Origin of the sequence: Pleurocapsa sp. CCALA 161, from assembly GCF_003003995.1 — a bacterium.
Lineage (GTDB): Bacteria > Cyanobacteriota > Cyanobacteriia > Cyanobacteriales > Xenococcaceae > Waterburya.
This window is the reverse complement of the sequence record NZ_PVWF01000126.1, coordinates 1-12079: the sequence shown is the minus strand read 5'-3', so window position 1 is coordinate 12079 and position 12079 is coordinate 1. Positions and strand designations below refer to the sequence as shown.

Annotated in this window: 14 protein-coding genes; 5 read left to right on the top strand and 9 right to left on the bottom strand. The window is 40.3% G+C overall.

Annotated features, from left to right (window positions below; translation table 11 throughout):
* Positions 1-73: 73 nt before the first annotated feature.
* The 5 genes from C7B62_RS21100 to C7B62_RS21080 all read left to right on the top strand — a co-directional run bounded on the left by C7B62_RS21100 (position 74) and on the right by C7B62_RS21080 (position 6446).
* Complete coding sequence (locus C7B62_RS21100) at positions 74-2317, top strand: PhoX family phosphatase (RefSeq protein WP_106241926.1); 2244 nt, start codon at positions 74-76, stop codon at positions 2315-2317.
* A 688-nt stretch (positions 2318-3005) separates the two neighbouring features.
* Positions 3006-3890 carry a D-alanyl-D-alanine carboxypeptidase/D-alanyl-D-alanine-endopeptidase gene (dacB, locus tag C7B62_RS21095; RefSeq protein WP_106241922.1) on the top strand — a complete coding sequence of 295 codons (885 nt, stop codon included), beginning with the start codon at positions 3006-3008 and terminating at the stop codon, positions 3888-3890.
* Between the two features lie 134 nt (positions 3891-4024).
* A complete protein-coding gene (locus tag C7B62_RS21090; protein ID WP_106241919.1) occupies positions 4025-4375 on the top strand; it encodes a hypothetical protein in 351 nt (116 codons plus the stop codon).
* 66 nt (positions 4376-4441) lie between these two features.
* Positions 4442-5953 (top strand): AAA family ATPase, encoded by a 1512-nt coding sequence (locus C7B62_RS21085; RefSeq protein ID WP_106241916.1) that lies wholly within the window; start codon positions 4442-4444, stop codon positions 5951-5953.
* 142 nt (positions 5954-6095) lie between these two features.
* Positions 6096-6446 carry a DUF1257 domain-containing protein gene (locus C7B62_RS21080; RefSeq protein ID WP_106241913.1) on the top strand — a complete coding sequence of 117 codons (351 nt, stop codon included), beginning with the start codon at positions 6096-6098 and terminating at the stop codon, positions 6444-6446.
* 81 nt (positions 6447-6527) lie between these two features.
* On the opposite strand, the gene C7B62_RS21075 is transcribed toward C7B62_RS21080, so the two are convergent.
* The 9 genes from C7B62_RS21075 to psb34 all read right to left on the bottom strand — a co-directional run bounded on the left by C7B62_RS21075 (position 6528) and on the right by psb34 (position 11911).
* The gene (locus tag C7B62_RS21075) at positions 6528-6872 is read right to left on the bottom strand and encodes a phage holin family protein (RefSeq protein ID WP_106241911.1); all 345 of its coding nucleotides are present in this window, start codon (positions 6870-6872) and stop codon (positions 6528-6530) included.
* A gap of 285 nt (positions 6873-7157) precedes the next feature.
* Entirely contained in the window at positions 7158-7472 is a 315-nt protein-coding gene (locus C7B62_RS21070) for a YkvA family protein (protein ID WP_106241908.1), read from the bottom strand.
* A 114-nt stretch (positions 7473-7586) separates the two neighbouring features.
* Positions 7587-8366: a hypothetical protein gene (locus C7B62_RS21065; protein WP_146132161.1), complete on the bottom strand. Its 780-nt coding sequence runs from the start codon at positions 8364-8366 to the stop codon at positions 7587-7589.
* Positions 8318-8992 carry a hypothetical protein gene (locus C7B62_RS21060; protein WP_106241902.1) on the bottom strand — a complete coding sequence of 225 codons (675 nt, stop codon included), beginning with the start codon at positions 8990-8992 and terminating at the stop codon, positions 8318-8320. Before C7B62_RS21060 ends, C7B62_RS21065 begins: the two co-directional genes overlap by 49 nt.
* Before the next feature lie 28 nt (positions 8993-9020).
* Positions 9021-9818 (bottom strand): hypothetical protein, encoded by a 798-nt coding sequence (locus C7B62_RS21055; protein ID WP_106241899.1) that lies wholly within the window; start codon positions 9816-9818, stop codon positions 9021-9023.
* A gap of 56 nt (positions 9819-9874) precedes the next feature.
* Positions 9875-10225: a hypothetical protein gene (locus C7B62_RS21050; protein WP_106241896.1), complete on the bottom strand. Its 351-nt coding sequence runs from the start codon at positions 10223-10225 to the stop codon at positions 9875-9877.
* A gap of 134 nt (positions 10226-10359) precedes the next feature.
* A complete protein-coding gene (locus C7B62_RS21045) occupies positions 10360-10965 on the bottom strand; it encodes a nucleoside triphosphate pyrophosphatase (protein ID WP_106241893.1) in 606 nt (201 codons plus the stop codon).
* 50 nt (positions 10966-11015) lie between these two features.
* Positions 11016-11570: a photosystem II reaction center PsbP gene (psbP, locus tag C7B62_RS21040; protein ID WP_106241891.1), complete on the bottom strand. Its 555-nt coding sequence runs from the start codon at positions 11568-11570 to the stop codon at positions 11016-11018.
* 161 nt (positions 11571-11731) lie between these two features.
* Entirely contained in the window at positions 11732-11911 is a 180-nt protein-coding gene (gene psb34, locus C7B62_RS21035; RefSeq protein ID WP_106241888.1) for a photosystem II assembly protein Psb34, read from the bottom strand.
* Positions 11912-12079: the final 168 nt, after the last annotated feature.

The following is a 12079-nucleotide window of genomic DNA, read 5'->3' as shown; positions in this document are numbered from 1 at the left end:
AAACCGAGGCGGTATTCGCTGCGCTCAATACACCCGCCTCGGTTTTAGCGGGGGTCTCCACGGGAGGAGTCAGATGAACGTTAATCGTCGTAATTTTCTAATGTTTCTAGGTGCTACCGCTGGAACGTTAACTTCTAATCTATGGCGTAATCAAGGTGAAGCTAACTCTGCGCTCGGCAAAAATTCATCATTATTAACCACAAAGAGCAATTCTACCTTAAGCTTTCAACCAGTTAAAATGGCTCTGCCTTTAGATGTAGAACAACTATCCATTCCTCAACAAATTGCTAATTACACTAATTATCAAGTAAAGGATGATTTAGTCTTGCCAGAGGGTTTTACTTACGATTTGATTGCTGCGTGGGGCGATCCTGTGGGAGATTCCCGTTTTGGCTATAACAATGACTATCTATCTTTAATCGAAACTGCTCCTGGAGAAGGTTATCTGACGGTTAATTTTGAATATATTAGTGGTGGCACATGGATGCAAACTTATTCAACTGTAATTGGGAAAGAACTACCCTTTGCTGAATTACTCGCTTTGGCTAAACCCTTGGGTGAGGATGAAGATCTTGTGTTCACAGTTGATGCTTTGAGGTTAAAAGATGATGACGCGCTCAAAGAAAAAATCACCCTGATTTCGCGAGAAGGTTTGATCGATCAAGGATTGGGAGTAATTTCTGTTAAGCGTAATTCTGAAGGTAAATGGGAACGAACATTTTCTGATTTAGACCGTCGAGTTACAGGCATTTCTGGTCTAGACAATCCCCAGCAAGCTCTCAAATCTACTGGTGCAGCAGTGGCTGTATTTAAGAAGCCAAATAAATTAGGTTACGAAGATAGTTTAGGCGATCGCATTATTGGTACGTTTCAAAATTGTGCGGGAGGGACAACTCCTTGGGGAACAGTTCTCAGTGCTGAAGAAAACTTTCACGATCAAGTCCCCGAACCAGTCATGGCAGATGGTTCATCTTTCAATCCGCAGAAGACTCCCTTTTTGCTTTCGGCGGGGGAGGTAAACGGCAGAGCCAATGTATTTGGTTTAGCAGGGAATAAATACGGCTGGATGGTGGAAATCGATCCTGCTAATCCTAATGACTATGGAACCAAGCATACCTGGCTAGGACGCTATCGTCATGAAGCTTTTGCAATTCGAGCAGTGGCAGATAAAAATTTGGCTGTCTATTCGGGATGCGATCGCCGTGGTGGACACCTATACAAGTTTATTAGTGACGGTAAGATTATTAATCCTCAAGACAAAGCCAACTCTCGTCTATTGGAAACAGGAATGCTCTACGGAGCCAAATTCGATCCCAACGGTACCGGAAGCTGGATTCCTTTGAGTCCTGACACCTTAATTAATCCAATATCTCCCCAGGAGGTAGTGGGAGGGATGGTAATTATGCCCAATAGCGATCGCACGGTAGGGGGAATTATGGAAGTGACGACAGAAGAACAAATGCAGTCGTTAGTTAAGCAGTTTAAAACTTTAGGGGATTTATATCAGGGCAATAGTCCCGAAGAAATTCAAGGAGCAATTCTCATTGATGCTCACGTTGCCGCCAGCGCAGCAGGGGTAACGAATACTGCTCGCCCAGAAGACACGGTTATCAACGATCTAGGTACTCTGTTTGTTGCCTTTACCTCTGGCGCTGCGGATGAGGAAGGAGGCCCAGATCAGGCAATTTTTGTGGGACCAGGAAGTGAGACTGACTACGAATATGGCTGGATTATGAAGCTAGATGAAGATAATCGCGATCCTGCTGCTTTAAGCTTTACCTGGAGCATGTTGGCGACAGGAGGAGAAATAGCCAAAGGTGGTGCGGGTTTTGCCAATCCTGATAATTTAACTCTTGATAAGTCTGGCAATCTTTGGGTAGTAACCGATATGTCTACCAGCAAGCATAATCAACCGGTTCCTACCCGAGTAGAAAACGGAGAAACTTTAGCAAGTAGCGACTTGATAGGCGTGTTTGGTAATAACTCCATATGGTACATTCCCCTTTCAGGAGAAAATGCCGGCAAAATTTATCCTTTTGCGATCGGACCGATGGAGTGTGAATGTACTGGTATAACTTTTAACAAGGACAACAGCAGCCTCTTTTTGTCAATTCAGCACCCAGGAGAGGAAAACGGCATTCGTCAAGATATGGCAACAGAAATCAGAGACTTTGAAATGCTAGCTACCAATGGCACAGTTTTTAAACAGCAACGGCAAGTACCTTTAGGTTCTAATTGGCCTAGCGCTCAAGTTAATCAACCTCCTCTGCCAGGAGTCGTGGTCATTCGAAAAGTTGACGGCACAGAGATAGTTTGATCAATTTTAAGGTCAAGACATAATAGTAGTCTGTCAAATATTAATTGATGGGTTGAGGTTAGGTAGTAGGTAGTAGGTAAAAAACTTATTACTTATTACTTATCACTTATCACTCCAAGCTTGCTCACCACTCATTAATTAATTGACAAAGCAATAGATTTAAATATCAAAAACGCGGTTTAGTTCATTCCTCACTTCATTTTGAACCCATCAACTGCTTTATCATTTCAAGGGGACAAGGGCTGTTTCCCCTATTTAGTCTTGTTTACAACTTGCTTGTCGCCCCACAGATTTTGTCCAACTTAAAAATTATCAAAGATCACAATTGGGAATTTTCGCTTGACGAAGCTAATAATTATCGATTACAACCGTGGCTAGACAAAAAGCTTTTTGATTGAGATTGTCAAATTCTTGTTCCAAGTATACGACAAGTACCTAGATTTGATGAATAACTTAAAACTAAAGTTGATTAGAAGTTGGCATCAACGTTGTTATCTTCAACAGCAACGCTAACAAATTAGTTTTATATGACTGATATGAAACGTCTGGGTAGAGCTTAAATAAACACTACGCATCGTTTATTTGCCATATTTTCTGCTGAAGCATTTGAATTGCCCCAGCTTTGTCTTCTCAATCACTCTCTAAGCAAGCAATCTAACCTGTTTCCCCTTTTTACTTGACAAAACTCATGCGCTATCTCACACACTATCTTTCGTTGGCTGCCACCTGCATTACTCTCACTCTAACTAGTTCTTTTAGTCTCTCTGCCAATGCCAACACAGCGATTAGTTTTGACAATGACAATAGTTTAGATTCAATTGAAGTTCCTCTGCCACCTCCAGAAAGTAATTCTGGTATTTGCTCTAGTAATATTACAACGGCAATTAGCAGCATCATTGATCGCTCAGAACTTAACCAAGGTAAATGGGCTATTCTAGTGCAGACTTTGGGGGGAACAAATATTTATAGTCTTAACCCAGATTCTTACATGGTTCCTGCTTCTAACATGAAGCTTTTGGTTACCGCAGCAGCGTTACAAGAATTTAATCCCGATAATCAAATCAACTCAACATCAATTAGCGATTGGATTAAAGTAACCAACCTCAACAGCGATAATGCTCATGCCAATGCTTTATTAAGTCACTTGGGTGGTTCTCAATCGGTTCAGCAAGCTCTAACAGGTTTGGGTGTTGATACTAATGGCTATCGGATGAGAGATGGCTCTGGTTTGTCCCATAACAATTTGGCAACTCCCCGAACTTTAGTTTCTACCCTCAGGGCTATGTATGATGGTCGAGGTCATGAGGTTTTCTTAGCTTCTCTTCCTGTGGCAGGGATTAGTGGCACTCTCAAACATCGCTTACAGCAGACTACCGCTCAAGGAACTGTAAGAGCTAAAACAGGAACTCTTCGTGGAGTAAAGGCTTTATCGGGCTATATCGACCATCCAGAATACGGAACTTTGGTCTTTAGTATTATTACTAACCAACCTATTAATCAGCCTAGCGCTCCGATAGTCCAAGGAGTTGATGAAATTGTTTTACAGTTCAGCAAATTGACTAGTTGCCAGTAAATTGACGATCGCCTTTAAAAACTTTGTTAAGTAATATTACAATAATGACGTCATAACAGCATACTGTCTTGACAGAAATAGTTAGCTTGAGTAAATTAAATTGTATACCCGGGTAATTATTAAACTTAAGCGATATGCAAAGTAAGCAAAAAATCACTTTATATATACCTCCAGAGCTGCATCGTAAGCTAAAGATTAAAGCCGCGGTAGATATTGAATCAATGTCAGCATTAGTAGAAAAGGCGATCGCTTTTTACATTCAGTTTCCTGAAAAGGTAGACGAAATTAAGTCATCCGCTGAGGGCAAAACTCATCAGATCCATATGTGTCCTGATTGTGATTCACCGATGGTAATGCGAAATGGTGAGATGGTTTCTCTTGGTAGTCGAGCCACTACGGTTCAAGATAGGATTGCTTTGGATGTTGCCAATCAAGGAAAAAGCTCAGAAAAGCCTAACGAAGAGGAACTAGTTTCCTGCTTATAGGGTTTGAGGTCAGATTAAAAACAGGTTAAAACTTTAGCGAGCAAGGGGTTTAGTGAGGTCGATATCATGAAAGAAGAACTAAATATTCTAGTCCAGGCTCAATATCCGTTAATTTATCTGATCACGCCAGAAGAAGAACGGGCAGAGCAGGCGATCGCTAAAATTGCTAAAGACAATGCTGAGTATAAGCAGGTATTTGTTTGGACTGTTACCAGAGGTATGGTTGAGTACGGTCAAGCTCGTCAAGCAACACAGCACAACACAGTATCACCCGAAGCAGCGATCGAATGGACAATTAGGCAAAAAGAAGGTGGAATATTCATCTTCAAAGATCTTCACCCTTTTCTCGATGGACCTGTAATAACAAGATGGCTGCGAGATGCGATCGCATCTTTTAAAGGCTCTAACAAGGTAATTATCCTCATGTCTCCTCTACAGACTGTGCCAATTGAGCTAGAGAAAGAAGTTGTGGTTCTAGACTATCCTTTACCCAACTTAAGCGAACTAAATCAAGTTCTTTCAGAGCGTTTGGATAAAGGCAGAGGGAGTCGTTTAGATACTGAAACTAGAGAAAAGTTGCTTAAAGCCGCCCTTGGTTTGACTAAGGACGAGGCAGAAAAAGTGTACCGCAAAGCTCAGGTCAAAGCTGGCAAACTGACGGAAAGCGAAGTTGAAATCGTCTTGTCAGAGAAAAAGCAGTTGATTCGTCGTAATGGAATTTTAGAGTACATTGAGGAAGATGAAACTCTAAATTCAGTGGGTGGATTAGAAGAGTTGAAAGGCTGGTTGAAACAGCGTTCTAACGCTTTTACCGAGAGAGCTAGGGAATACGGTCTACCTCAACCCAAAGGAATGTTAATTCTAGGTGTTCCTGGATGTGGTAAATCTTTGATTGCCAAAACGACTTCGCGCCTATGGAGCTTACCTCTACTTCGTTTAGATATGGGTCGCGTCTATGATGGTTCTACTGTCGGACGCTCTGAAGCCAATTTACGCAGTGCTTTAAAAACTGCTGAATCTATTTCCCCCGTAATTCTGTTTATCGATGAGCTAGATAAAGCTTTTGCTGGGGGAGGGGGTTCTGGTGATTCTGATGGTGGAACATCTGGTCGAATCTTTGGTTCTTTCCTAACCTGGATGCAGGAGAAGAAATCCCCTGTATTCGTGATGGCAACAGCCAACCGAGTTGAAAGATTGCCAGGAGAGTTTCTCCGTAAAGGTAGATTTGACGAAATATTCTTTGTGGACTTACCTAATTCCGCAGAGAGAGAAGATATTTTTAGGATTCATTTGGGCAAAAGACGTTCTGAAATCAATCGCTTCGATTTGGAACAGTTAACCAAAGTTTCCGATGGTTTTTCTGGGGCAGAGATCGAGCAGGCAATCATCGCCGCAATGTATGATGCTTTTGCTCAAGACAGGGAGTTTACGCAGCTGGATATAATTGCTGCAATTAAAGCTACCTTGCCTTTGTCTCGGACAATGACTGAACAGGTAACAGCCCTAAGAGATTGGGCTAGGCAAAGAGCCAGACCTGCATCAGCCTCCGTTGCTGAATATCAGCGACTGGAGTTTTAACAGGCTTTCTTCTGTAATTTCTTAGGAGTTGCAGAAGCAGAGGCTAGCACTCGCTAGCAGTTTTCGGGAAAATAACTCGTCAATATAGACGGTTATTAATTTCAAAGTTGTTGTTTACATCTCTTCTACTGGAGGAAATCAAATGTCTCACTTTAGCACTCTACGCACCAAAATTAGCGATTCTGCAATTCTCGTAAATTCCCTTCGCGATCTTGGAATCAACGTTCAAACTAACGCTGACGTTCGTGGTTACAACGGTCAAAGACTTCGTGCTGATATCGTTGCAACTTTAGAAGGCGAATACGATCTAGGCTGGTCTGAAAACAGTGATGGTACATTCGACCTAATCGCTGACCTTTGGGGTGTTGCTAAAAAGCACAACCAAACTGAGCTAATCAACTCAATCAACCAAAAATACGCTGTTAACAAAACTTTGGCTGACGTTAAACAACGCGGTTTACAGAATGCCAACGTCAAACTAGTTCTTCAGTAACAAGAATTATATTTTAAGTTAAAAGCGCGTTCCCAAGGCTGGGGTTGATATAACCATTGTTGTATCAACCCTTTTTCATATTTATACAGCAGCAAAAATTTGATTAATGAATCCCGACACTATAGTCAGCACAATTGATCCCAAAACAGCAGGAAAAAATCCAGCTATAGTCAAACCTGGGGTCAGATAACTGACTAAACCCAATGCGATCGCATTTACTACCAAAAGAAACAGTCCCAAAGTCAAGATTGTCAACGGCAGAGTGAACAAAACTAAAATTGGTTTAACCACAGCATTCACTAAACCCAAAACTGCTGCCCCCACTACAGCAGAAGAAAAGCTCACTATAGTGAATCCTGGGACAATAAATGCTGTCACGATTAGGGAAACAGCAGCTGCCAACCAAGTTATGATAAATTGCAACATGTTTTACTACCTGGAATATTAATTTAATTCAATCATAAAGCAATGCTTTTAATTGCTCGGCTTAGAGAATTTTTATCTTGCCGACATGACAGTTTTCCTGGAGTCAAAACTCTGTGGAGAGGATTATAAGGATTACATGATATTGCTTCTACTTGAAGACGATTACATTCCTCTCCCAATCAGGGTTTGTAGACTTATGAGTAAAGCATAGATTTGTTGTTTTTAGGCTGCATATTTTAACTTTTTACTTACTAGTTACTACTTAATGTCTTAGATAACTTTGACCTAGCTAGTAGCAACGGTTTCTGCGTCAACATCAACAGTTTTGCTGGCAGGATTTTCAGTGCTGGCATTTGTAGTAACGTTTTTATTTTCTTGACGAGCTTGCAATTTAGCAATCATCATTTGTGATAATTCAGTAAATAATAAGCCTGCTAACATTACATCATCTATTTGACCCAAAACTGGAATAAAGTCTGGTGCAATATCGATTGGGCTAACTAAATAAATAACAGTCCCTAAAATTACCCACCAACGATATTTAGGGTGACGAACTGCGTTGCGATACCAATCGTACAGGGAAGAAAGAGAGAAGTTCATATTTATTGTTTGTGTCCTCGGCTAACTTATTTTATTTTGACAGATTTTGACGAGAACTCTAGTGTGGAAATCTAGATATCTATTTTCGGTAAGTACGATTAAAAAATAGTCAAATTAAAGTAGAAAGCTCATAACTTTTAAGCCTATACGTTGTCTAAAACCACTGTTTGCTGACAGTCTATCTAACAAATGATAGATGATCCAATATTTAAGCTGGTGTTTTATTAGTCTGGTTAAAAGTAATTTTAAGAGTAAAAAGATACCCAAACAAATTGACAGCTTGGTTAGATAGTTAAGCGGAATTAAATACCAAATTAAAATATTAATTACGACCATGGCGATCGCCAAAAACCCAACTAGCAACCAGGAAGATCCAGCCTTTGATTTAAAGGGGAGTTGCGCCAAGATTTCGGCAATGAGCCAATAATGAGCCTGAGATATTTGCTTGAGTAGTGAAGGATTGTGAGCAAGTTCTTGCTTAATTTGCTGAGATATTTTGCCCTCTAAGCTGATAGTACTCCGAAACAAAATTGTCGAAGGCTGCTGGTTATCTAATGAATATTCTGTGGAAAAAGTTAAACTAGATTGTGTGAAAGTTAAGGGTTGTGACCAAGGCAGATTTAACAGAGTATAATGACGCAGATTAGCCAAATTAGTCGCAGATACAGCTAATTTGACCTGATTAGCCTGATTGTGGGCGATCTGCTCCAGCAGCTTGCCATCCAGACGAAAACAAACTTGCTGGGGAATAGTTACCTTGGGACTGATTCTGGTGAATTTAAGCTGAATACAAGAATTTAAAAGACCGTTGCTGTCTACAGGGAAATTTTTGTTATCCACGATACCTACTGACGTGCGACCAAAGAAAGTATAAACTTGACCAAACCACGCCACTGTTGTTCCCCTGTAGCGGTTGACTGTTCGTGCAGTTGCAAGAGTAAATTGCGATCGCTGCGTCCCAAAATTGCTTGGTCATAACGATTCACAATTTTACCGTTGAGCTGTAGAGATGTTTGAGCATAAGTCGTATCCGTAATATTATGCTGATGGGATGAACTACGCAAAATGCGATCCCGTCGATCTAAAGCAATTTTACGTTTGTTTAACTGCTGCAAAACATCAATAAACTGGCGTTCTTTTAAGAGTTGATTAACCTGAGACATTGAATTACGACTATGGGGAATTGGTTCGGGTAATCTTGTCGGAATCTTCTCCCAATCAACGTTTTGCTGACTTAGAATCGGCAGATCGCGTTTTATTTCCTCTACCAGCAGGCGGTTATATTGTGCTGAACTAGCATCGATCAGCAACAGACAATAAGCTAATTCAAGCTGACGGCGTAACTGTAAGTAGCGATTCCACAACGACAAATTGATTGCCGATTGCTCCAGATAAGATCGAGAAAGAATATAAATAGCTTGGTAAACTTCCCAAGGAATAAAGATTTCATCGACAATCTCATCGACAATCACAGTGCTAATTTCCACCGTGGTAATATTTTTCAGCAGATTTTGATGCATAAACGGCAGCTTTTAAACAGGTTTTGATTTACGATTCAGGAGTTTCTGTATTCACTGCTTCATTTTGTTCTTCCCAATTGTGCCAATTCTCATTGGCTTCTTGGATATTGAGAGATTTTAGATCGAATACTCCAGTTTTGACATCAGGTTCTTCGTCTAACCACTCACTCCAGTCTGGTTGGTTGTTGAGAGTTGCTTCTGACTCTGTTGCATCGTCAATGTCAGTCAAAGATAGCAGATCATTCACCATCTGCTCATCTTCAGTATTTAAAGCAGGTAATTGAGGTTCAAAATTGTTTTCGTCCCTCTCGGCTAGATGATGATTGGCATTATTTGTGTTCTGGTTGCCTACTTTACTAGCCACCAAGGCATTATGCCTATTACCGTAAAGTTGATTAACATTGGGTTGTGTCGGTAAAGATTCACGGGAGACATCTGTGGCAATATCCACCCAATTGGCATTATTTGTCGTCTGCTGCTGCTGAAAAGATGACATCAGCTGGAACATCTTTTGCAAACTAATCAAATTATGTTGAATTGTTTGGTGTCCTTGAGTTACCTGCTGAATATGGAATTCTTTAATTTCTGAATAGCGATCGCCTGTTAGCTTTTCGCCAATTTCATTTTCAACTTTGCCTTCAATTAAATTGATGTGAGTATGCAGATAATTATCCATCTGACCATTGTTGGCAGCTATTTTTTGCCCATCAGCGGTAACTATTGTAGTGGTAATGTTTAACTCAGGTGCGTTGCTCATCGCCACCAGAAACGCCTCGCTAATATTACCTGCTCTAATTGCCTGTTTAAAATCTTCGCTAGATGTCATCGGTTTTAATCTTCTAGAGGTCATATCTAATTGAGCAAGCTATACCTAGCTAGAATTTAAGTACAATTTTGATTAGTAATCATCTGTCGCATCTGTTCTAAGCTGGCAAGATTCTTGATTAAAGATTCTTGTCTTCGGCGTACTTGTTCAATATGCCATCGTTGTAATTCGCCATAGGTAGAATTGTCAATCAATTTGAGATCAACTTCATGTTGAACCGTTTGGTTGAGCAGATCGATTTGAGTATAAAATCTACTGGTTGATGCCGATTGCTCTAGGTGATCTAAATCCCAGCTATCAAGATAAGTTGTCACCTCAATTTGGGCTGTTTCGCTGATGGCATTGGTTAGAACCTGAAAGATTTCCTGAGCCAGAGGTTTTGCTGTAGTTTGCTTGCTTGATGTCATGGTTAAATTTGAGGCGAATTAGAATTAGTTGTAGACAAATCAATTATTCCTGTTCATCCAAAAACTAAAAGCTATATGCGAAGCGGTATCCTTTAGGACAAACAGTATTATTTTCAATTTCAAAGCTTGAATCACTAATGCCAGAAATTTGTGACATTGTAGCCCAAGCTTTCGACCATTTGGTAAAACAGAGGCAAGCTTAAACCAATCACATTACTGTGACAACCTGCGATCTTTTCTACAAACATACCACCTTTACCTTCTAAAGCGAAGCTACCAGCGCAGTTGAGGGGTTCGCCAGTAGCAATGTAGGCTTCAATAGTGCGATCGCTCAAATTCGCAAAATAAACTTGGGTAATACCACAGCGAACAATCTGCCTCTGCTGTTCCAAGTCAATTAGAGCATGACCTGTATAGATTTTACCCATTTTACCGCGCATTCCTCGCCAACGGGCGATCGCTATCTGGGGAGATTCTGGCTTACCATAAATGCGATCGTTAACCGTTAATACCGAATCGCAACCCAAAACTAATGCACCTTTAAACTTTGGCGCTACAGTCTCCGCCTTGCACCTAGCTAAAGTTTGGACTAATTCTGCTGCATCCTCAAGCTGAATCTGATCTTCATCAAAATCACTCTTACACACAATTGGCTCGATTCCTACCATCCGCAGCAACTTTAGACGAGCTGGAGAAGCCGAAGCCAAAACAAAAGGTGGGGATGTATTATTGGCAGTCATAGACAGTTAATGATTTACTTTGGCGCTCAAATAGGAAAAAAGATTTGCTATTAACGCACAGTAAAAGATTTAACTGCCACCTCAAAAGCATCCTTGACTGTATCCCAGCGTTTTTCGGGAGTTGATAAATTAAAAGTAAAAATTTTACCTCTACTTACTGCTACACTAGCAATATTATGTCTTGTTCCCTGTTCGGGTAATTCTTCTTCATACTCCAATAGATAGTACTTCTTATCTTTATTTTCTCTGGCTTCTGCTCGAATAAACTCAGCCTCTCTTTCCCCTTCAGGGTTATTGTTAATTGCTTTAAGTAGACGATAGCCTACTTCAGAAGGACTACCTAAATCCTCTAAAGTTTTACCATCAGGAACATCATTAATAATAACGCTCAGATTTTCGGTTCTTTCAACCAAATCACGAAAGACAACATCTACTGCTTTTCTGGCAGAAGTGCCAAGATTAACGGGTATCCAACCATTAGGATAGAGAAATTCATACCCCTTGCTAGTATTAACATAACTTTGTAACCCAGTTACCCCTGTGGCACAGCTTGTAACCAATAAACTCATAACAATTAACAACCCAGCGCAGAATGACTTAAACATTTTTGTTTAGTTACCTTGATAAATCAACTTTTTTGATATCTGTGTCTCTTATTTTTAATTGTCTCACGACATAGAAATGCCCCAGGCTGAATTATTGGCATGAGGGGCATCACGATCACTTTGTGAAAATTTAATTTATTTTAAGTTAAATGTTTAAAATCTTAACTCACACTAGAAGCATATACAGCAACGACCAAAACACCACCTAAAAGCAAAAATGCTAGAACGCCAAAAACTGCATAGTTGCGCTTTTGCGCTGGATTTGGCTCTTCTGCTGTATACATTTGGGGTTCTCGAGCAAAATTATTTAACAATCCACCTTCTTCTTCGGTATAAGGCATAAATTTTGTTTCCTCTAAATTTTTATTTGTAAACCTTAATAAATAGTAATCTTATTTATCCCATCGCACAATCTATCCTGAAATGCGATTGGATTTTAACTAAAATGTCGGGCAGAATTCCCCATCTTCTAAAGTTGTGGGATGAATGCCCGACCAATAAACAAACTG

What these genes read in the sequence shown, in the direction of transcription:
- C7B62_RS21055 (WP_106241899.1), bottom strand. Translation starts at nt 9,818, where the DNA reads ATGACATCTAGCGAAGATTTTAAACAGGCAATTAGAGCAGGTAATATT.
- C7B62_RS21085 (WP_106241916.1), top strand. Translation starts at nt 4,442, where the DNA reads ATGAAAGAAGAACTAAATATTCTAGTCCAGGCTCAATATCCGTTAATT.
- C7B62_RS21050 (WP_106241896.1), bottom strand. Translation starts at nt 10,225, where the DNA reads ATGACATCAAGCAAGCAAACTACAGCAAAACCTCTGGCTCAGGAAATC.
- C7B62_RS21060 (WP_106241902.1), bottom strand. Translation starts at nt 8,992, where the DNA reads ATGCATCAAAATCTGCTGAAAAATATTACCACGGTGGAAATTAGCACT.
- C7B62_RS21075 (WP_106241911.1), bottom strand. Translation starts at nt 6,872, where the DNA reads ATGTTGCAATTTATCATAACTTGGTTGGCAGCTGCTGTTTCCCTAATC.
- C7B62_RS21100 (WP_106241926.1), top strand. Translation starts at nt 74, where the DNA reads ATGAACGTTAATCGTCGTAATTTTCTAATGTTTCTAGGTGCTACCGCT.
- C7B62_RS21045 (WP_106241893.1), bottom strand. Translation starts at nt 10,965, where the DNA reads ATGACTGCCAATAATACATCCCCACCTTTTGTTTTGGCTTCGGCTTCT.
- C7B62_RS21090 (WP_106241919.1), top strand. Translation starts at nt 4,025, where the DNA reads ATGCAAAGTAAGCAAAAAATCACTTTATATATACCTCCAGAGCTGCAT.
- C7B62_RS21080 (WP_106241913.1), top strand. Translation starts at nt 6,096, where the DNA reads ATGTCTCACTTTAGCACTCTACGCACCAAAATTAGCGATTCTGCAATT.
- C7B62_RS21070 (WP_106241908.1), bottom strand. Translation starts at nt 7,472, where the DNA reads ATGAACTTCTCTCTTTCTTCCCTGTACGATTGGTATCGCAACGCAGTT.
- psbP (WP_106241891.1), bottom strand. Translation starts at nt 11,570, where the DNA reads ATGTTTAAGTCATTCTGCGCTGGGTTGTTAATTGTTATGAGTTTATTG.
- dacB (WP_106241922.1), top strand. Translation starts at nt 3,006, where the DNA reads ATGCGCTATCTCACACACTATCTTTCGTTGGCTGCCACCTGCATTACT.
- psb34 (WP_106241888.1), bottom strand. Translation starts at nt 11,911, where the DNA reads ATGCCTTATACCGAAGAAGAAGGTGGATTGTTAAATAATTTTGCTCGA.